The organism is Pseudomonas sp. ES4 (assembly GCF_050586665.1).
GTDB classification, from domain to species: domain Bacteria; phylum Pseudomonadota; class Gammaproteobacteria; order Pseudomonadales; family Pseudomonadaceae; genus Aquipseudomonas; species Aquipseudomonas frederiksbergensis.
Window position 1 is genome coordinate 265,839 of sequence record NZ_JBOBDO010000006.1, and the last position, 20,312, is coordinate 286,150.

Annotated in this window: 19 protein-coding genes; 16 read left to right on the forward strand and 3 right to left on the reverse strand. The window is 59.3% G+C overall.

Going from position 1 to position 20,312, the window contains the following annotated elements:
* The first annotated feature begins 6 nt into the window (after window positions 1-6).
* The 8 genes from puuE to ACQ4OB_RS10240 all read left to right on the forward strand — a co-directional run bounded on the left by puuE (window position 7) and on the right by ACQ4OB_RS10240 (window position 8,110).
* The gene (gene puuE / locus ACQ4OB_RS10205) at window positions 7-933 is read left to right on the forward strand and encodes an allantoinase PuuE (RefSeq protein ID WP_076027961.1); all 927 of its coding nucleotides are present in this window, start codon (window positions 7-9) and stop codon (window positions 931-933) included.
* Window positions 930-1,445 (forward strand): 2-oxo-4-hydroxy-4-carboxy-5-ureidoimidazoline decarboxylase, encoded by a 516-nt coding sequence (gene uraD, locus ACQ4OB_RS10210; protein WP_074878303.1) that lies wholly within the window; start codon window positions 930-932, stop codon window positions 1,443-1,445. Before puuE ends, uraD begins: the two co-directional genes overlap by 4 nt.
* Before the next feature lie 88 nt (window positions 1,446-1,533).
* A complete protein-coding gene (gene alc, locus ACQ4OB_RS10215) occupies window positions 1,534-2,529 on the forward strand; it encodes an allantoicase (protein ID WP_074878305.1) in 996 nt (331 codons plus the stop codon).
* Window positions 2,530-2,680: 151 nt separating this feature from the next.
* Window positions 2,681-3,184: an ureidoglycolate lyase gene (locus ACQ4OB_RS10220; RefSeq protein WP_007988150.1), complete on the forward strand. Its 504-nt coding sequence runs from the start codon at window positions 2,681-2,683 to the stop codon at window positions 3,182-3,184.
* A 50-nt stretch (window positions 3,185-3,234) separates the two neighbouring features.
* Window positions 3,235-4,536 (forward strand): urate hydroxylase PuuD, encoded by a 1,302-nt coding sequence (locus tag ACQ4OB_RS10225; protein WP_074878307.1) that lies wholly within the window; start codon window positions 3,235-3,237, stop codon window positions 4,534-4,536.
* Window positions 4,537-4,646: 110 nt separating this feature from the next.
* Window positions 4,647-6,005: a nucleobase:cation symporter-2 family protein gene (locus tag ACQ4OB_RS10230; protein WP_074878309.1), complete on the forward strand. Its 1,359-nt coding sequence runs from the start codon at window positions 4,647-4,649 to the stop codon at window positions 6,003-6,005.
* Window positions 6,006-6,164: 159 nt separating this feature from the next.
* Window positions 6,165-6,950, forward strand: a complete 786-nt coding sequence (locus ACQ4OB_RS10235) for an outer membrane protein OmpK (RefSeq protein ID WP_074878310.1) — start codon at window positions 6,165-6,167, stop codon at window positions 6,948-6,950.
* A gap of 374 nt (window positions 6,951-7,324) precedes the next feature.
* Window positions 7,325-8,110, forward strand: coding sequence for an outer membrane protein OmpK (locus ACQ4OB_RS10240; protein ID WP_074878312.1), 786 nt, complete (start codon window positions 7,325-7,327; stop codon window positions 8,108-8,110).
* Between the two features lie 109 nt (window positions 8,111-8,219).
* Here the strand turns inward: ACQ4OB_RS10240 and ACQ4OB_RS10245 are convergent, their stop codons facing one another.
* Both ACQ4OB_RS10245 and ACQ4OB_RS10250 read right to left on the reverse strand, forming a co-directional pair.
* A complete protein-coding gene (locus ACQ4OB_RS10245) occupies window positions 8,220-9,392 on the reverse strand; it encodes a patatin-like phospholipase family protein (RefSeq protein WP_430955631.1) in 1,173 nt (390 codons plus the stop codon).
* 34 nt (window positions 9,393-9,426) lie between these two features.
* A complete protein-coding gene (locus ACQ4OB_RS10250) occupies window positions 9,427-10,359 on the reverse strand; it encodes a lipid A biosynthesis lauroyl acyltransferase (RefSeq protein ID WP_430955632.1) in 933 nt (310 codons plus the stop codon).
* Between the two features lie 118 nt (window positions 10,360-10,477).
* Between ACQ4OB_RS10250 and minC the strand changes: the two genes are divergently transcribed.
* The 8 genes from minC (at window position 10,478) to ACQ4OB_RS10290 (ending at window position 18,393) form a co-directional block, all read left to right on the forward strand.
* On the forward strand, window positions 10,478-11,215 hold the full coding sequence (gene minC / locus ACQ4OB_RS10255; protein ID WP_074880809.1) for a septum site-determining protein MinC: 738 nt from the start codon (window positions 10,478-10,480) through the stop codon (window positions 11,213-11,215).
* A 201-nt stretch (window positions 11,216-11,416) separates the two neighbouring features.
* The gene (gene minD / locus ACQ4OB_RS10260; protein ID WP_008146172.1) at window positions 11,417-12,229 is read left to right on the forward strand and encodes a septum site-determining protein MinD; all 813 of its coding nucleotides are present in this window, start codon (window positions 11,417-11,419) and stop codon (window positions 12,227-12,229) included.
* Window positions 12,229-12,483 carry a cell division topological specificity factor MinE gene (minE, locus tag ACQ4OB_RS10265; RefSeq protein WP_007898843.1) on the forward strand — a complete coding sequence of 85 codons (255 nt, stop codon included), beginning with the start codon at window positions 12,229-12,231 and terminating at the stop codon, window positions 12,481-12,483. The genes minD and minE overlap by 1 nt, the downstream gene beginning before the upstream one ends.
* Before the next feature lie 257 nt (window positions 12,484-12,740).
* Entirely contained in the window at window positions 12,741-13,376 is a 636-nt protein-coding gene (locus tag ACQ4OB_RS10270; protein ID WP_046037585.1) for an RluA family pseudouridine synthase, read from the forward strand.
* A gap of 143 nt (window positions 13,377-13,519) precedes the next feature.
* Window positions 13,520-14,362: a lipopolysaccharide kinase InaA family protein gene (locus ACQ4OB_RS10275; RefSeq protein ID WP_102616744.1), complete on the forward strand. Its 843-nt coding sequence runs from the start codon at window positions 13,520-13,522 to the stop codon at window positions 14,360-14,362.
* A gap of 103 nt (window positions 14,363-14,465) precedes the next feature.
* Window positions 14,466-15,755 (forward strand): M18 family aminopeptidase, encoded by a 1,290-nt coding sequence (locus tag ACQ4OB_RS10280; RefSeq protein WP_430955634.1) that lies wholly within the window; start codon window positions 14,466-14,468, stop codon window positions 15,753-15,755.
* Between the two features lie 229 nt (window positions 15,756-15,984).
* Entirely contained in the window at window positions 15,985-16,161 is a 177-nt protein-coding gene (locus ACQ4OB_RS10285; protein ID WP_162842863.1) for a hypothetical protein, read from the forward strand.
* 78 nt (window positions 16,162-16,239) lie between these two features.
* Complete coding sequence (locus ACQ4OB_RS10290) at window positions 16,240-18,393, forward strand: mechanosensitive ion channel family protein (protein WP_430955635.1); 2,154 nt, start codon at window positions 16,240-16,242, stop codon at window positions 18,391-18,393.
* A 132-nt stretch (window positions 18,394-18,525) separates the two neighbouring features.
* Here ACQ4OB_RS10290 and ACQ4OB_RS10295 read toward each other — a convergent pair whose 3' ends face one another.
* On the reverse strand, window positions 18,526-20,199 hold the full coding sequence (locus tag ACQ4OB_RS10295; RefSeq protein ID WP_008146183.1) for a DEAD/DEAH box helicase: 1,674 nt from the start codon (window positions 20,197-20,199) through the stop codon (window positions 18,526-18,528).
* Window positions 20,200-20,312: the final 113 nt, after the last annotated feature.

Consider the following 20,312-nt stretch of genomic DNA (forward strand, 5'->3'; position numbering starts at 1 on the left):
ACTGCAGTGAGCGCTGACTACCCACGCGACCTGATCGGTTACGGCAGTAACCCTCCTCACCCACACTGGCCGGGCAATGCCCGCATCGCCTTGTCCTTCGTGCTCAATTACGAAGAAGGCGGCGAGCGCAACATCCTGCACGGCGATAAAGAATCCGAAGCCTTCCTTTCAGAAATGGTCTCGGCGCAGCCGCTGCAAGGCGCGCGCAACATGAGCATGGAATCCCTTTACGAGTATGGCAGCCGTGCCGGCGTCTGGCGGGTTCTGAAACTGTTCAAGGAATTCGACATTCCGCTGACCATCTTCGCCGTGGCCATGGCCGCCCAGCGTCACCCGGACGTGATCCGCGCGATGGTCGATGCCGGCCACGAAATCTGCAGCCACGGCTATCGCTGGATCGACTACCAGTACATGGACGAAGCGCAAGAACGCGAGCACATGCTCGAAGCGATCCGCATCCTCACCGAAATCACCGGCGAACGCCCACTGGGCTGGTACACCGGCCGCACAGGTCCGAACACCCGTCGACTGGTGATGGAGGAAGGCGGTTTCCTCTACGACTGCGACACCTACGACGACGACCTGCCCTACTGGGAACCGAACAACCCGACCGGCAAGCCGCACCTGGTGATCCCGTACACGCTGGACACCAACGACATGCGCTTCACCCAGGTCCAGGGTTTCAACAAGGGCGACGATTTCTTCGAATACCTGAAAGACGCGTTCGACGTGCTGTACGCCGAAGGTGCCGAAGCACCGAAGATGTTGTCGATCGGCCTGCACTGCCGGCTGATCGGCCGCCCGGCGCGTCTGGCCTCGCTCAAACGCTTTATCGAATACGCTAAAAGTCATGAACAGGTGTGGTTCAGCCGTCGCGTCGACATCGCTCGCCACTGGCACGAAACCCACCCGTATCAAGGGGCCGCGAAATGAGCCACTTCCAAACCCTGAAGCCCTCGACCCTGAGCCGCGACGCGTTTGTCGCGGCCTTCGCCGACATCTACGAACATTCGCCATGGGTGGCCGAGAAGGCCTTCGACCTGGGCCAGGACGCTTCGATCGACCAGATCGAAACCCTGCACCAGCGCATGAGCGACATCCTGTTGAGCGCCGATCACGAAAGCCAATTGGCCCTGATCAACGCTCACCCGGACCTGGCCGGCAAAGCTGCCGTCCAGGGCCAACTAACCGAAGCCAGCACCAATGAACAGGCTGGCGCCGGTATTCACCAATGCACGGCCGAAGAGTTTCAACGCTTCACCGAGCTGAACGACGCCTACAAGGCCAAGTTCAAGTTTCCCTTCATCATGGCGGTAAAAGGCAGCAACCGGCATCAGATCCTCGCGGCGTTCGAAACGCGCATTCACAACCCGGAAGACACCGAGTTCAAGTGCGCGCTGGCGGAGATCAACAAGATCGCCCTGTTCCGATTACTGACCCTATAGCGAACTTGGCCCGAGTGTTAAAAAACGCGGAAAACGCCCAGGGCCCTGCGAGCATCCCAAGCCAACTAATTAAAGGCAGACAAGAAGAATGAAAGCTTACGCCGTACCTTTCGAGAAGTTCGTCAACCTGGCCGACGCCCGTCTGGGCACCAAAATCATCTCGGTCACCGATGACTGGTTCGCTGATGCCAACCGCCTGTTCCAGCCGACCCCGGCTGTGTGGAAGGAGGGCGTGTTCGATGACAACGGCAAGTGGATGGACGGCTGGGAGTCGCGCCGCAAGCGCTTCGAAGGCTACGACAGCGCGGTGATCCGCCTGGGCGTTCCGGGTTCGATCAAGGGCGTGGACATCGACACTTCATTCTTCACCGGCAACTTCCCGCCGTCGGCCTCGCTGGAAGCCTGCTTCCTCGCTTCGGGCGAGCCGGACGAAAACACCCAGTGGACTGAAGTGCTGTCCGCCGTCGAGCTGCAAGGCAACAGCCACCACTACCACGAAATCAGCAATGACAAGGCGTTCAGCCACCTGCGCTTCAACATCTACCCGGATGGTGGCGTGGCCCGTCTGCGTGTTTACGGTATTCCGTTCCGCGACTGGTCCGCTGTGGGCGACAACGAGCAAGTTGACCTGGCAGCAGCCCTGAACGGTGGCCGCGCCCTCGCCTGCTCCGACGAACACTTCGGGCGCATGAGCAACATCCTCAACCCGGGCCGCGGCATCAACATGGGCGACGGCTGGGAAACTGCACGTCGTCGCACGCCGGGCAATGACTGGGTGATCGTCGCACTGGGCCATGCCGGCGAGATCGAGAAAGTCATCGTCGACACCCTGCACTTCAAGGGCAACTACCCGGACACGTGCTCGATCCAGGGCGCGTTCGTGAAGGGCGGCACCGACAGCCAGATCGAAACCCAATCGCTGTTCTGGCGCGAATTGCTGCCGGCGCAGAAACTGGAAATGCACGCCGAACACACCTTCGCCGAACAGATCAAGGCGCTGGGGCCGATCACCCACATCCGCCTGAACGTGTTCCCGGATGGTGGTGTGAGCCGCCTGCGGGTTTTGGGCAAGGTCGCTAAATAAGCCGTAATGATCGTTCCCACGCTCCGCGTGGGAATGCATCAATGGACGCTCTGCGTCCGCTTTGGATGTGACGCGGAGCGTCACGGGCTGCATTCCCACGCAGAGCGTGGGAACGATCAACACAACACAGAATTCGGAAAAGAAGACCAGCATGCGCACATTGACGATTGAACCGCTGACCAAAGAAGCCTTCGCCCCTTTCGGTGACGTGATCGAAACCGACGGCAGCGATCACTTCATGATCAACAACGGTTCGACCATGCGCTTTCACAAACTGGCGACGGTGGAAACCGCCACGCCAGAGGACAAGGCGATCATCAGCATTTTCCGCGCCGACGCGCAGGACATGCCGCTGACCGTCAGCATGCTGGAGCGTCACCCGCTGGGCAGCCAGGCCTTCATTCCGCTGCTCGGCAACCCCTTTCTGATCGTGGTCGCGCCACTTGGCGATGAACCTGTATCAGGCTTGGTCCGCGCCTTCGTCACCAACGGCAGGCAGGGCATTAATTACCATCGCGGCGTTTGGCACCATCCGGTGCTGACGATCGAAAAGCGGGATGACTTCCTGGTGGTTGATCGCAGTGGCACAGGCAATAACTGCGATGAGCATTTTTTCAAAGAGGATGAGCGTTTGATCCTTGCCCCCCACCAATAAGAGAAGGTCTGATCACTCGACAACAGAGTGACAGGCGAGAGGTAAAGACTGTGGAAGCACATCTGTTGGAATGGCTGAACCTGAGCGTGCGCTGGGTTCACATGATTACTGGCGTGGCCTGGATCGGTGCGTCGTTCTATTTCGTCTGGCTGGAAAACAACCTCAATCGGGTCAACCCGAAAAACGGTCTGGCGGGCGATTTGTGGGCGATCCATGGCGGCGGTATCTACCACCTGGAAAAATACAAACTGGCTCCACCGACCATGCCGGACAACCTGCACTGGTTCAAATGGGAAGCCTATTTCACTTGGCTGTCGGGGGTCGCGCTGCTGTGCGTGGTGTTCTACTCCAACCCGACGCTGTACCTGCTGGCACCGGGCAGCAGCCTGACCGGCCCTGAAGGGGTCGCTCTGGGCATTGCCTCGTTGTTCGTCGGCTGGTTCGTCTACTCCTTCCTCTGCGACTCGGCCCTGGGCAAACGTCCTGCCCTGCTTGGCTTTATCCTGTTCGTGCTGATCATTGGCGCCGCTTACGGCTTCAGCAAAGTGTTCAGCGGTCGTGGTGCGTACCTGCACGTCGGCGCGATCATCGGCACCATCATGGTCGGCAACGTGTTCCGCATCATCATGCCGGCCCAGCGCGCACTGGTTGCCGCGATTGCCGAAAACCGCACGCCGGATCCGGCGCTGCCGGCCAAAGGCTTGCTGCGTTCGCGTCACAACAACTACTTCACCTTGCCGGTGCTGTTCATCATGATCAGTAACCACTTCCCGAGCACCTACGGCAGCCAATACAACTGGCTGATCCTGGCCGGGATCGCGGTGCTGGCGGTGTTGGTGCGTCACTACTTCAACACCCGTCATGACAGCCACAAATTTGCCTGGACCCTGCCCGCCGCGGCAGTGGGCATGATTTGCCTGGCTTACGTGACTGGCCCGGCGCAGATGTCCAGCGCACCTGAAGTGGCCAAGGCGCCTGGCACCATCGAGTACCAGCCGTTGCCGGAAACTGCCCTCGGTGGTGGCGTGAAACCTGAAGCGGCGAAACCTGCTGCACCTGCCGCTGCACCGGCCCAGGCGTCCAACGCCGGCCCCGGTTTCGACAAGGTGCACAGCGTGATTCAGGAACGTTGCACGGTTTGCCATTCTGCCAAACCGACCAGTCCGCTGTTCAGTGCTGCACCGGCCGGCGTGATGCTCGACACCCCCGAGCAGATCCGCCAGAACGCGGCGCGCATCCAGGCGCAAGCCGTCACCAGCCAGATCATGCCACTGGGCAACATCACCCAGATGACCCAGCAGGAACGTGACCTGATCGGTGCCTGGATTGTGCAGGGGGCCCCCACCAACTAAGCAACACAAAAGCCTGTAACAAGCGGGCTTTTGTGGCGAGGGAGCTTGCTCCCTCGCCACAGGTCCCCTGATACAAACATCACAAGAATAAAAAAGATCCGAGGTGTTGCATGTCCGAGCTAACCAAAGCCCGCATCCCCGACGCACCCGCCATTCAGCGTTTGCCCCTTTTGCAACTGATCCTGGTCGGCCTGCAACACGTTCTGTTGATGTACGGCGGAGCCATCGCGGTGCCGCTGATCATCGGACAGGCCGCTGGCCTGAGTCGTGAAGAAATCGCCTTCCTGATCAATGCCGACCTGCTGGTAGCCGGGATCGCGACCATCGTGCAGTCCCTGGGCATCGGCCCCATGGGCATTCGCATGCCGGTGATGATGGGCGCCAGTTTCGCCGCAGTGGGCAGCATGGTCGCCATGGCCGGCATGCCTGGCATCGGTCTGCAAGGGATCTTCGGCGCGACCATCGCCGCCGGATTCTTCGGCATGATCATCGCGCCGTTCATGTCCAAAGTCGTACGCTTCTTCCCGCCGCTGGTGACCGGTACGGTCATCACCTCGATCGGTTTGTCGCTGTTTCCCGTGGCCGTGAACTGGGCCGGCGGTGGTGCCGGTGCCGCACAATTCGGCTCGCCGATTTACCTGGCCATCGCCGCGCTGGTACTGGCCACCATTCTGCTGGTCCACCGCTTCATGCGCGGTTTCTGGGTCAACATTTCCGTGCTGATCGGCATGTGCCTGGGTTACGTGCTCTGCGGCCTGATTGGCATGGTCGACCTGAGCGGCATGGCCCAGGCGCCGTGGCTGCAATTCGTGACCCCGCTGCATTTCGGCATGCCGAAGTTCGAACTCGCACCGATCCTGTCCATGTGCCTAGTGGTGGTGATCATCTTCGTCGAGTCCACCGGGATGTTCCTGGCGCTGGGCAAAATTACCGGCCAGGACGTTTGCCCACGGATGCTGCGCCGCGGTTTGTTGTGTGATGCCGGCGCTTCGTTCTTCGCCGGTTTCTTCAACACCTTCACCCATTCCTCTTTCGCGCAGAACATCGGCCTGGTGCAGATGACTGGCGTGCGTTGCCGCTCGGTGACCATCGTCGCCGGCGGTTTGCTGGTGATGTTGAGTCTGTTGCCGAAAGCGGCGTTTCTGGTGGCCTCGATTCCACCCGCCGTACTGGGCGGTGCGGCCATTGCGATGTTCGGCATGGTCGCCGCCACTGGCATCAAGATTCTTCAGGAAGCCGACATCGGCGACCGTCGCAACCAGTTGCTGGTGGCGGTGAGCATCGGTATGGGATTGATTCCGGTGGTCCGTCCGGAATTCTTCGCTCACCTTCCGCTGTGGATGAGCCCGATCACCCACAGCGGCATCGCCATGGCCACGCTCAGTGCGCTGTCGCTGAACCTGCTGTTCAACATCCTCGGCGGCGCCGAACGCGCGGCCATCAACGACTGCCACGCGCACCCGCACTGATCCACCAACGCCACAAGCCCCCTGTGGGAGCGAGCCTGCTCGCGATAGCGATATCACATTCAACATCGATGTTGACTGAACCGACGCCATCGCGAGCAGGCTCGCTCCCACAGTGGAAACTCCTGCGCCTTGAAAAATAAAAACAAGAGGGAGCAACAGATGATTCGGACACAGACAAACATGCTGTTAGGCGGTGGTCTATTGGCCGCCAGTCAGGCCATGGCCGGCGATCTGCTGCTGTGGCAGACCAACAGCCTGAGCTATCTGTATGGCAAGGATTTCGCGGTCAACCCGTCGATCCAGCAGACGATAACCTTTGAGCACGCCGACCGCTGGAAGTACGGCGACAACTTCCTGTTCGTCGACAGCACTTACTACAACGGCGAGAAAGACCGCAACAAAGGCGTTCACGCCTACTACGGCGAGTTCAGTCCACGCCTGTCTTTCGGCAAAATCCTCGACCGCCGTTTCGAGTTCGGCCCGATCAAGGACGTGTTGCTGGCCATGACCTACGAGAATGGCGAAGACGACACCGAGGCCTATCTGATCGGCCCCGGTTTCGACCTCGCGGTGCCGGGCTTCAATTTTTTCACCTTGAACTTCTACTATCGCCAGACCGAAGGCTCGCGTCCCGGCGACGATGTCTGGCAAATCACGCCGGCCTGGTCCTACACCCTGCCATTGGGCAACTCGAACCTGCTGATCGACGGCTACATCGACTGGGTCGTCGATAACGACCAGAACTCACAGGGCACCTACCACGCCAACCTGCACGTGAACCCACAGATCAAATATGACCTGGGGAAAGCCCTGGGCTGGCGAGAGAAACAGGTGTACGTCGGCGCCGAATACAGCTACTGGAAAGACAAATACGGCATCGAAAACAGCACCCGCTTCGACACCAATGAAAACACCACCAGCCTGCTGGTGAAGGTGCACTTCTAAATGATCCGCAACGGTGCTCCAAACCTGTCGTCGGTGCGCTGTTGCGGGGCACTTGAGACCTGGCCAAGGAGTCAGTATTCTCCGCGGCCGCCCGAATCTGGTCTAAAAAAAAGCCCGGATTTAATTCCTGACCAGAAAGCCAACTTATCCCGGCCCTGGACGGTACCAAGGCACTCCAATAACACTCTCAATCGACTGCTCTTGAGCCGCCGAGCGGGAGTTTTTTGGCTTTTCAAAAGCCTTGGCTCAGCTCTTGCTAACAGCACTGAAGCTGACCGATTGGATGATTTTTTACAGCGACAGAAAAAGGCGCCACACCAGAGCGCCGACCTTAGAAAAATAACGTGGAACACCTACTTTTTGGGAGCAACCGAATGAAACGTACGTGCACTAGCCTGATGCTGGCGGGATCTTTGCTGGCCGGGGGGCAGGCCATGGCCGGCGACTTGCTGCAATGGCAGAACAACAGCTTGACCTACCTGTATGGCAAGGACTTCCAGGTCAACCCGCGCATTCAGCAGACCGTGACCTTCGAACACGCCGATGGCTGGAAATACGGCGACAACTTCGTGTTCGTCGACAAGATCTTCTACAACGGCAAGGAAGACTCCTTCGCCGGTGAGAACACTTACTACGGTGAAATCAGCCCGCGCCTGTCGTTCGGCAAGATCTTCGATCAGAAACTCGAGTTCGGCCCGATCAAGGACGTGTTGCTGGCCATGACGTACGAGTTTGGTGAAGACGATACCGAGTCCTACCTGATCGGTCCTGCTTTTGACCTGGCCATCCCCGGCTTTGATTACTTCCAGCTGAACTTCTACAACCGTCATACCGAAGGCGACCGCCCGGGGGACAATATCTGGCAGGTCACACCGGTCTGGTCCTACACCATCCCGGTGGGCGATTCGAACATCCTGGTCGATGGTTTCATGGACTGGGTGGTCGACAACGACGTCAACAAAAAAGGCGAATACCACGCCAACCTGCACTTCAATCCACAGGTCAAATACGACCTGGGCAAGGCGCTGAACCTGGGCGAGAAGCAGTTGTACGTGGGTGTCGAGTATGACTACTGGAAAAACAAGTACGGCATCGAAGACAGCCAGGGTTTCAAGACCGATCAGAGCGTGACCAGTTTCCTGGTCAAGGTGCACTTCTGATTCGGCGGCGTCTGTAAGGACGCCATCGCGAGCAGGCTCGCTCCCACATTGGAATGCATTTCAACTGTGGGAACGAGCCTGCTCGCGAATGGCCGCAACACAAAAAATCTCAAGTCGAAACCACAGGCTCCGCCAACCCGAGAAACCGACACAACTCCCCGCGCTTGGCCAACGCATCCCGCCGCCCCAAATCAATCAATTCGCTGCAATACCCCGCCTCGAACAGCAGATAACTCAGCACCCCCGCCCCGCTCGTCTTGGTCGCCCCCGGCCCGCGCAGAAACAGACGCAGCGCCGCCGGCAACTCCTGCCGATGCCGCGCCGCAATCTCATCGATCGGCTGACTCGGCGAAATCACCAGCACATCTATCGGCGCCACACCCAGCGCACGCGTAGGCGTGCCATCGGGCAGCAGATGACTGAACTGATTGAGCCGCTGCAGCAACTCGATGTCACTTTCCAGGCTGTCAATGAACGTGCTGTTGAGCATGTGCCCACCGATTTGTGCCAGGCTCGGCTGCTGGCCGGTGTAGGCGCGTTGCAGCGGTTGTTCCGGGTCGACGCCGCGGGGGTTGCCGCTGACGCCCACCACCAGCACTCGGCTGGCACCCAGGTGCAGCGCCGGGCTGATCGGTGCCGATTGGCGTACCGCGCCGTCGCCGAAATACTCTTCACCGATTTTCACAGGCGCAAACAACAGCGGAATGGCCGAACTGGCCAGCAAGTGATCGACCGTCAATTGCGTGGGAACGCCGATCCGCCGATGGCGCAACCAGGCATCGATGGTGCCGCCGCCCTGATAAAAGGTCACGGCCTGACCGGACTCGTAGCCGAACGCGGTCACCGCAACCGCCTGCAACTGCTTCTGTGCAATGGCCTCGGCAATCCCGCTCATCTGCAGTTTGTCGTCGAGCAGCCCACGCAGCGGCGAACTGTTGAGCAAAGCCACCGGCACCTGAGCGCCAATCCCGAGCAAACTGTGGCTGACAAAACGGCTGGCCTGGTGGATCACGCCCGGCCAGTCGCTGCGCAGCACCAGATGACTGCGAAAGCCCTGCCAGAAGGCTGTCAAACGTTGAATCGCACCACGAAAATCCATCGCCCCACTGGCGAGGCTGACCGCGTTGATTGCGCCGGCCGAAGTGCCGACGATCACCGGAAAAGGATTGCTCGCCCCCACCGGCAACAGCTCGGCAATCGCCGCCAGCACACCGACCTGATAAGCCGCCCGAGCCCCGCCGCCGGAAAGAATCAACCCTGTTACCGGTTCAGCAGGACTCATCGCAACACTCCATGGTGCTTATAAGGACGGTGGTTCAACCGCGTTTTGCGTACAGCTTCGGTTCGCCCGGTGGACGACTCTTGAAGCGGCGATGCGCCCAGAGGTATTGCTGCGGACATTCGCGCAAGACGCCTTCGATCCATTGGTTGATCCGCAGGCAATCGGCCTCTTCGGTTTCGCCGGGAAAGCCCTCGAGCGGTGCATGAATCACCAGTCGATAACCGCTGCCGTCCGCCAGACGTTCCTGAGTGAACGGCACCACCAGCGCCTTGCCCAACCGCGCGAACTTGCTGGTGGCGGTGACGGTGGCAGCCTGAATCCCGAACAGCGGCACGAAGATACTTTGCTTGGCGCCGTAGTCCTGGTCCGGTGCGTACCAGATTGCCCGGCCTGCGCGCAGCAATTTGAGCATGCCGCGCACGTCGTCACGCTCCACCGCCAGCGAATCGACGTTGTGCCGCTCGCGCCCCAGGCGCTGGACGTAGTCGAACAATGGATTCTTGTGTTCGCGGTACATGCCATCAATGGTGTGCTGCTGGCCGAGCAAGGCCGCGCCGATTTCCAGCGTGGTGAAGTGAACGGCCATCAGGATCACGCCTTTGCCGTCGCGCTGGGCTTTTTTCAGATGTTCCAACCCTTCGACATGGGCCAGCTTCGCCAAACGCTCGCGTGACCACCACCAGCTCATGGCCATTTCGAAAAACGCGATGCCCGTTGAGGCGAAGTTTTCCTTGAGCAGGCGCTTGCGCTCGGCAGCGTTTTTTTCAGGGAAACACAGTTCGAGATTGCGCTTGGCTATGCGCCGTCTGTCGCCCGCTACTCGATACATCAATGCACCCAGGGCGCGACCGATCGACAGCAATACCGGATACGGCAGCTGGACAATCAGCCACAACAGCCCCAAGCCACACCACAGCGGCCAGAAACGTGGAGATAGAAATGCTGTTCGAAAACGCGGGCGATCCATTAAAGGTTCCGGAAAGACAATGGCCGCGCATTCTACATCGTTCGACCCGGCTTGCGGCTCGCGGGCGTTCTCGTTATAAGTCTCGGCACTTTTAGTGACAAGTCGTTGTATGCCGACCATGAGCCAAACCGAACCGCTAGACCAAGATCCCGTGTTCCAGCTGAAGGGCAGCATGCTCGCCATTACGGTGCTGGAACTGGCTCGTAACGACCTCGAGAACCTCGATCGTCAACTGGCCGCCAAGGTCGCCCAGGCGCCAAACTTTTTCAGTAACGCGCCACTGGTGCTGGCCCTGGACAAACTCCCGGCCGGCGAAGGCGCGGTCGATCTGCCGAGCCTGATGCGCGTCTGCCGCCAGCATGGCCTGCGCACCCTGGCGATCCGTGCCAGCCGTATCGAAGACATTGCCGCGGCCATTGCGGTCGACCTGCCGGTGCTGCCACCGTCCGGTGCCCGTGAGCGTCCGCTGGACCCGCTCGAAGGCCAAGTTCCGAAAAAACCGGAAAAACCGCCGGAGCCGACAATCAAGCCAACGAAGATCATCACCTCCCCCGTACGCGGTGGGCAGCAGATTTATGCCCAGGGCTGCGATCTGGTGGTGATTTCCTCAGTCAGCCCGGGGGCGGAACTTCTCGCCGATGGCAACATCCATGTATACGGCCCGATGCGTGGTCGAGTGTTGGCCGGTGTCAAAGGCGACACGAAAGCCAGGATTTTCTGTCAGCAAATGAGCGCTGAACTGGTCTCCATTGCAGGGCACTACAAGGTTTCGGAGGATCTGCGTCGCGACCCTTTGTGGGGCGCGGGCGTACAGGTCAGCCTGTCGGGCGATGTGTTGAACATCATTCGGCTTTAACGGATACTGCCGCATTTTCCAAACATCTCTAAAACGTAGCGAAAACGGCTCAAACGAAGTAGGAAAAAGGCCATAAGCAGTGTTTACCCGAGGTAAGCGCCGCTCTGGGCCGAATTCCAGCCAAGGCTGTCCGACTGCAGTAGTTTTTCTAGAGATGTTTTTCAGGGGCTAAATGTCCTTTTTCCTTAGGGGTGAAACACCTTGGCCAAGATTCTCGTGGTTACATCCGGCAAGGGTGGTGTGGGTAAGACCACCACCAGTGCTGCTATCGGTACCGGCCTCGCACTGCGCGGTCACAAAACAGTTATCGTCGACTTCGACGTCGGTTTGCGTAATCTCGACCTGATCATGGGTTGCGAGCGCCGTGTGGTGTATGACTTCGTCAACGTGGTAAACGGCGAAGCCAACCTGCAACAAGCCCTGATCAAAGACAAACGCCTGGAAAACCTCTACGTACTGGCCGCCAGTCAGACTCGCGATAAAGACGCGCTGACCGTGGAAGGCGTGGAAAAAGTGTTGATGGCGCTCAAAGAAGACTTCGAATACGTGGTCTGCGACTCGCCGGCCGGTATCGAAAAAGGCGCTCACCTGGCCATGTACTTCGCAGACGAAGCGATTATCGTGACCAACCCGGAAGTGTCCTCGGTTCGTGACTCGGACCGCATGCTCGGCCTGCTGGCCAGCAAATCGCGCCGCGCGGAAAAGGGCGAAGAGGCAATCAAGGAACACCTGCTGCTGACCCGCTACAACCCGCAACGAGTCAGTGACGGCGAAATGCTCGGCGTCGAAGACGTCAAAGAGATTCTGGCAGTCGCCCTGCTGGGTGTCATTCCAGAATCCCAGGCCGTACTCAAGGCTTCCAACTCAGGCGTGCCGGTCATTCTCGACGACCAGAGCGATGCCGGTCAGGCATACAGCGATGCGGTCGATCGCCTGCTGGGCAAGAACGTGGAGCATCGTTTTCTCGATGTAACGAAGAAGGGATTCTTCGAGCGCCTGTTTGGAGGTAGATAATGAATCTTTTTGACTTCTTTCGTGCCAGCAAAAAAGTCAGCACCGCGTCGGTAGCGAAAGAGCGTCTACAGATTATCGTGGCGCACGAACGCGGCCAACGCAGTACACCGGACTACCTGCCAGCCTTGCAGAAGGAATTGGTCGAGGTCATCCGCAAGTACGTCAATATCGGGTCCGATGACGTGCACGTCGCTCTGGAAAACCAGGGCAGCTGCTCGATTCTGGAACTCAATATCACCCTGCCAGATCGCTAGTCGATCCGGCGGGAGCCACGGCGGTTCAGGCCTTCCAGATCCTGTAGGGGCGAACTGTGGCGAGAGGCTTGTCGGAACGCCGCATCGCCCCGTTTGAGTGCGCAGCACTCACAGGACTTTCGGTACACCGGAAGTTTTGGGGCTGCCTCGCAGCCCAACGGGGCGATGCGGCGTTCCGACAAGCCCCCTCGCCACAGGTCGCTCCTACAGGTGCGGGGGCCTGAGCCGCCGTTGGCGTTTGTTACGAGGCTGTTTTAATGCCGTTGTCCAACATCCATATCATCCATCAGGACGCCGCCGTACTGGTGGTGAACAAGCCGACCCTATTGCTCTCTGTCCCTGGCCGGGCGGACGACAACAAGGATTGCCTGATTACCCGCCTGCAAGAAAACGGCTACCCGGAAGCGCGAATCGTCCATCGTCTGGACTGGGAAACCTCCGGCATTATTCTGTTGGCCCGTGATCCGGACACGCATCGCGAGCTGTCTCGGCAATTTCACGACCGTGAAACCGAAAAGGCCTACACCGCCCTGTGCTGGGGACAACCGGAGCTGGACAGTGGCAGCATCGATCTGCCCTTGCGCTACGACCCGCCGACCAAGCCACGCCACGTCGTGGACCATGAGTTCGGCAAACATGCCCTGACCTTCTGGCGGGTGTTGGAACGTTGTGGCGATTGGTGTCGGGTCGAATTGACGCCGATCACCGGCCGCTCCCATCAGTTGCGCGTGCACATGCTTTCCATCGGCCATCCATTGCTGGGTGACGGGCTATATGCCCACGAGCAAGCACTGGCCGCCTGGCCACGACTCTGCTTGCACGCAAGCATGCTGAGCTTCACTCACCCGCAAAGCGGCGAGCGCTTACGCTTCGAATGTCCTGCTCCTTTTTGAGCAACCGCAGAATCTAAAAACGCCCTTCAATTGAAGGGCGTTTTTTGTTACAAATAGAAGTGAAAATAATGTGAAATTATTGTCATGAATTTGTAATGAAACGTAAACTGCCATCACTTTGATAGCAGGCAGGAAGCCCCCTCGTGCTCAGCAACAAGACATTCCAAGACGACTACCCATTCACCTTCTGCCTGTTCAACACCACCCTGCACTTTAGCGAGCAGCCTTCAGCCGAAGCACAACAGGCGCTTGAACAGCTCATACACAAACGACGCGCGCACAAGCTCACCCGTGCCAGTGCGCCGCTGGCTTCCGGCGATACGCCGCTGTTTGCCAAGGTCCAGCCGCTGGATACCCTGAAGGCAAAAATGCGCGTGACCTTTGGCAAACCACAGCGCAATGGCCGATTCGACTGGCCGCTCGAAGAATTGATCAATACGCTCGAAGCGCAGCGCCGTGGCGTGCAGATGCCGCCGCTGCAAGGGTTCGGTTACACAAAGGACCGACTGGGGCTGACCCAGGAATATTTCATTATCACGCGCCTGCTCGACGACCATATCGACGGCGTGCAATGGCTTAAACGCAACCCGGACAACGTCGAGACATTCATTCTCGACGCCTTCGATTTGTTGAGCTCATTGGCGCGCAAAAACATCACGCACATGGATTTCTGGGCTGGCAACATCATGATCCCGCAAACACCACAGACTCAGCTTAAAGCCATCGACTTTGAAAACTGCTTTGCCGGCCAGACAAACCATCAAAGCGAAACCCTGGGTTTTCAACTGGGCTTCTTCTATCGCCGGGACATCTACAAGCTCATCACCGAAGCCGCCTATGACCGCCTGGTGGACGAATACATCCGACAGATCCCGGGTATTTCGAAGGAAAAATTCGACGAGGTGTACCTCGCGAGCAAACATGAGCATGTAGGCCGCAAGCAACGTCGCGAAGTGTTCCTCAAGGGCAAGCTGATCACCGGCTGACATCTCTTCACCAGCCAGCAGCCGGCGTACGTCGAACGGCATTGTCTCTGCAATGCCGTGAGCCAATACGTTAAACTTGCGCCATTGCTGTCTGGAGCTACTTATGCGCGAAGAGTTGAACCAAGGCCTGATCGATTTCCTCAAGGCCTCCCCTACCCCATTCCATGCCACCGCCAGCCTTGTTCAGCGCCTGGAAGCGGCAGGCTTTCAACACCTTGACGAGCGCGAGCCATGGGCCACCGAAGCCAATGGCCGTTACTACGTCACCCGTAACGACTCCTCGATCGTCGCGTTCAAGATGGGCCGTCATTCGCCCCTGCACGGCGGCATTCGCCTGGTTGGCGCACACACCGACAGCCCGTGCCTGCGGGTCAAACCCCAGCCGGAACTGCAACGCCAGGGCTTCTGGCAACTGGGCGTCGAAGTCTATGGCGGCGCACTGCTGGCGCCATGGTTCGACCGCGACCTGTCCCTGGCCGGCCGCGTGACCTTCCGCCGTGATGGCAAGGTCGAGAGCCAACTGGTCGACTTCAAGGCGCCGATCGCCATCATCCCTAACCTGGCCATTCACCTGAACCGTGAAGCCAACATGGGCTGGGCGATCAACGCCCAGACCGAACTGCCGCCGATCCTCGCGCAATTTGCCGGTGACGAGCGCGTGGACTTCCGTGCCGTGCTCACCGATCAACTCGCCCGCGAACATGGCCTGAACGCCGACGTGGTGCTCGACTATGAGCTGAGTTTCTACGACACCCAAAGCGCCGCGGTCATCGGCCTGCATGGTGACTTCATCGCCGGGGCGCGCCTGGACAACCTGCTGTCGTGCTATGCCGGCCTGCAAGCCTTGCTGACCACCGAAACCGACGAAACCTGCGTCCTGGTCTGCAACGATCACGAAGAAGTCGGCTCCTGCTCGGCCTGCGGTGCCGACGGCCCGATGCTGGAGCAGACACTGCGTCGCCTGCTGCCTGAAGGCGATGAGTTCGTGCGCACCATTCAGAAGTCCCTGTTGGTCTCGGCTGACAACGCCCACGGCGTGCACCCCAACTACGCCGACAAGCACGATGCCAACCACGGTCCGAAACTCAACGCCGGCCCGGTGATCAAGGTCAACAGCAACCAGCGCTACGCCACCAACAGCGAAACCGCCGGGTTCTTCCGTCACCTGTGCATGGCCGAAGAAGTGCCGGTACAGAGCTTCGTGGTGCGCAGCGACATGGGTTGCGGCTCGACCATCGGCCCGATCACCGCCAGCCACCTGGGCGTGCGCACCGTCGACATCGGCCTGCCAACTTTCGCCATGCACTCGATCCGCGAATTGTGCGGCAGCCATGACCTGGCACACCTGGTCAAAGTGCTGAGCGCGTTTTACGCTTGCCGCGAACTGCCGTAACAAACCCTGTGGCGAGGGAGCTTGCTCCCACTGGGCTGCGAAGCAGCCCCGAATTCCACTGATGCGGTGTTTCAGGAACACCGCATGTATAGGTGTTTGCGGCTGCTGCGCAACCGAGCGGGAGCAAGCTCCCTCGCCACAGTGGTCTCGCCGCTCTCGGATACACCTCACCACCGGTCGCCCAAAAGCCGCCTAGACTTTAACTACCCCTTTGACAAGGCAGTCGCCCATGATCTCGTTATCTTCGTTTCACGCCATGCTGATTCCAATTCTCTCCGGGATGGTCATGTTGGCAATCGGCTTCAATTTTCGCGATAAAAACCTCGGCGTGTTCGCGATGTGGATCGGCATGTTGACGATCCTCGCCACCGTGGTTTTCAAGATCCTCGCCAAACTCAACGAATAAATCCTCAGCCCTGGCTCGCATTGATTTTGACGGGCTCGTACACTCGGTCGATTTGCTCATCCCAAGGTTGACCGCCTAGTGTTCGCTCGTCTTTTTGCCCTGCCATGTTTGTTCCTTGTCTGCCTCATGACGCTGCTGCCGATGACGCCTGCCCAGGCGGTCGGCTTGCCTGGCCTGCTCAACAGCTCGGCAAAACAGCCTGAGGCGCAAGAGCCCTTGGGACAATCCCTGGACGAAGTCATCAAGTCGCTGGAGAACGATCAGCAACGCGCCCAATTGCTGGCGGATCTGAAGAAGCTGCGCGACGCCACCAAAAAGGCCCAGCCGGTCGCCGAAGCAGGCGTACTGGGACTGATCGGTGGCACCCTGGCCAGTTTCGAAAAACAGTTTTCAGGCGCGGACAGCCCTCTCACGCGCTGGTCTGAAGAATTCAAACTGGCTGAGGATGAACTGACAGCGCTGGTGCTGCCGGCCAATGAATGGCTGCCGATCATCTTTGCCTTCGCCCTGATCCTGATGCTCTGGAGCTTGCTGGCGGCGGCGCTGATCTGGATCAGCCACCGGGTGCGGATGCGCTTCGGCCTCACCGAAGAACTGCCGCAGCACCCCAAGGCCCTGGACATGTTGCGCTTCGCCCTGCGCAAACTCGGACCGTGGCTGATTGCGTTGGTCATCACGGTCTACATGAGCTACGCCCTGCCTTCGTCATTGGGCAAAAGCCTGGCCATGGTGCTGGCGTATGCGCTGGTGGTCGGCACCTGTTTTTCGGCAATCTGCGTGATCGCCTTTTCGCTGCTCGACGGCCCACACCGCCACCGCGCCCTGCACATCCTGCGGCATCAAGCCTTTCGGCCCCTGTGGCTGATCGGCAGTTTCGCCGCCTTCGGTGAAGCCCTGAGCGATCCGCGACTGGTCGAAAGCCTTGGCAGTCATTTGGCGCACACCGCCGCGACAGTCGCCAACGTACTGGCGGCGTTGTCCACGGGGATGTTCATCCTGCGGTTCCGTCGCCCCATCGCCCACTTGATCCGCAACCAACCGTTGTCCCGGCGCCTGACCCGCCGCGCCCTCAGCGACACGATCGAAATTCTCGGCACCTTCTGGTACGTGCCGGCGCTGGTGCTGGTGGGGATTTCGCTGTTCGCCACGTTCGTCTCGGCCGGCGATACCAGCACCGCATTGCGTCAGTCGCTGATTTGCACCGTGCTGCTGGTGTTGTGCATGGTCATCAATGGCCTGGTGCGCCGCCATTCACTCAAGCCACAGCGCAGCGTGAAGCGTCATGCCCTGTATTCGGATCGCCTGAAAAGCTTTTTCTACACACTCGCCCACCTGGTGGTCTGGCTGGCGTTCATCGAACTCGGCCTGCGGGTCTGGGGCATGTCGCTGATCCGCTTCACCGAAGGCGAAGGGCATGAAGTCAGCGTCAAACTGTTCAGCCTCGGCGGCACGCTGATTTTTGCCTGGCTGATCTGGATTCTCAGCGACACCGCCGTGCACCACGCCCTCACCCGCTCGCGCAAAGGCCTGGCGAATGCCCGCGCACAGACAATGATGCCGTTGATTCGCAATGTGTTGTTCGTGGCGATTTTCATCATTGCGCTGATTGTTGCCTTGGCAAACATGGGCATGAACGTCACCCCCTTGCTGGCCGGTGCCGGCGTGATCGGCCTGGCCATCGGATTCGGCGCACAGTCGCTGGTGGCGGACCTGATCACCGGGCTGTTCATCATCATCGAAGACTCGCTGGCCATCGACGACTACGTGGACGTTGGCGGCCACCTGGGCACTGTCGAAGGGCTGACCATTCGTACCGTGCGCCTGCGGGACATTGACGGCATCGTCCATACCATTCCGTTCAGCGAAATCAAAAGCATCAAGAACTATTCCCGGGAATTCGGCTACGCGATTTTCCGGGTGGCGATACCTTCCAACATGGACATCGATAACGCGATCAAACTGATGCGCGACGTCGGCCAGAAGATGCGCACCGATCCACTGCAACGGCGCAACATCTGGTCGCCCCTGGAGATCCAGGGTGTCGAGAGTTTTGAGTCAGGCAACGCAATTCTTCGCGCCCGGTTCAAGACCGCGCCGATCAAGCAATGGGAAGTGTCCCGAGCGTTCAACCTGTCGCTCAAGCGGCACCTGGACGAAGCCGGATTCGACCTGGCGACACCACGCATGAGCGTGCAGGTGATCACCGCGGGCGGCGGCCAAGTGACGGACTAACCCTGTAGCAACTGCGTTGTGGCGAGGGGATTTATCCCCTCACCACAACGCAGCTGCTACAAACGGCAGGCAAAAAAAATCCCCGAACCAGTCGGGGATTTTTTATGTTCGATCAATCAGCCCGAGAGCGGATCAATCTTCGCGATAGCGACGCAGCTTCAACTGCTTACCGGCAACGCGAGTGTCCTTCAGCTTGGTCAGCAGACGCTCCAGACCATCTTCCGGCAGCTCAACGAGGCTGAAGCTGTCACGCACCTGGATGCGACCGATTGCTTCGCGAGCCAGACCACCCTCATTGAGGATAGCGCCCAGCAGGTTCTTGGCAGCGATACCATCACGCGCACCCAGCGCGGTACGGCAACGAGCACGACCTTCGGCCAATGGAACCGGAGCACGACGCTCACGATCACCACGGTCCGGACGATCACCGGTACGCTCTGGACGATCGCCACGCGGTGCGTTGTTCGGCACCAGTGGACGTTCTTTCTCGATGGCTGCCAGGGTCAACGCCTGAGCGTTGGTTGCCTTGCGCAGCAGAGCAGCGGCCAGTGCACGCGGAGTGCAACCGATGTCGGCAGTCAGGCGATCCAGCAGATCACCGTGAGTCGATTCGGCATCAGCCACCAGCGGCGACAGGCTGTTGGTCAGTTTCTTGATGCGGGCATCGAGAACAGCCTGAGCGTCCGGCAGGCGGACTTCGGCAACTTTCTGACCGGTTACACGCTCGATCACTTGCAGCATGCGGCGCTCACGTGGAGTCACCAGCAGCAGTGCACGACCTTCGCGACCGGCACGGCCGGTACGGCCGATACGGTGAACGTAGGATTCTGGATCGTACGGCATGTCAACGTTGAACACGTGAGTGATGCGCGGAACGTCCAGACCACGAGCAGCAACGTCGGTCGCCACAACGATGTCCAGACGGCCATCCTTGAGGGATTCGATCACGCGCTCACGTTGGTTCTGAGCAATGTCACCGTTCAGCGCAGCGGCTTTGTAGCCTTTGGCTTCCAGGGCACTGGCCAGGTCCAGGGTCGCTTGCTTGGTGCGCACGAACATGATCAGGGCATCGAAGTCTTCAACTTCCAGCAGGCTCAATACAGCCGAGGTCTTCTGGTCAGCGTGAACCAACAGGTGAGCCTGTTCGATCGCGGTAACGGTCTGAGTCTTGGTCTGGATCTTCACGTGTTGCGGATCGCGCAGATGGCGCTCGGCAATGGCACGGATCGACTGCGGCAAGGTAGCCGAGAACAATACGGTCTGACGGGTTGGAGGCAAGGCCTTGAAGATAACTTCGAGGTCGTCCATGAAACCCAGCTTGAGCATTTCGTCCGCTTCGTCGAGAACCAGGTGGTTCACGGTCGACAGAACTTTTTCGTCGCGACGCAGGTGGTCGCACAGACGGCCCGGAGTGGCGACAACGATCTGTGCACCATTACGGATTGCTTTCAGTTGTGGGCCCATAGGGGCGCCGCCGTAAACGGCCACAACGGTAACGCCCGGCATTTGCTTGGCGTAGGTTTCGAAAGCGGTTGCTACTTGCAGCGCCAACTCACGGGTTGGCGCCAGGATCAGGGCTTGCGGCTCGCGCTTAGCAGGATCGATGCGATGCAGGATCGGCAGGGCGAACGCAGCGGTTTTACCCGTACCGGTTTGCGCCTGACCAATCATGTCGTGACCGGCCATGATGATCGGGATCGATTGCTGCTGAATAGCCGAAGGTTCTTCGTAGCCAGTCGCGATGACGGCTGCAAGAATGTTCGGATTAAGATTAAAAGCGGCGAAGCCGCCGGTTTCCTGGGTCATGGGTCTGCCTCTAAGTGCATCCGCAAAGACCCATGCTCCAAAGCTGCGCATGCCGTGTAAGACTCAAGAGTCGCCCTGGCTGCTTTGTCGGCGGGGATTTGCGAAAACGAATG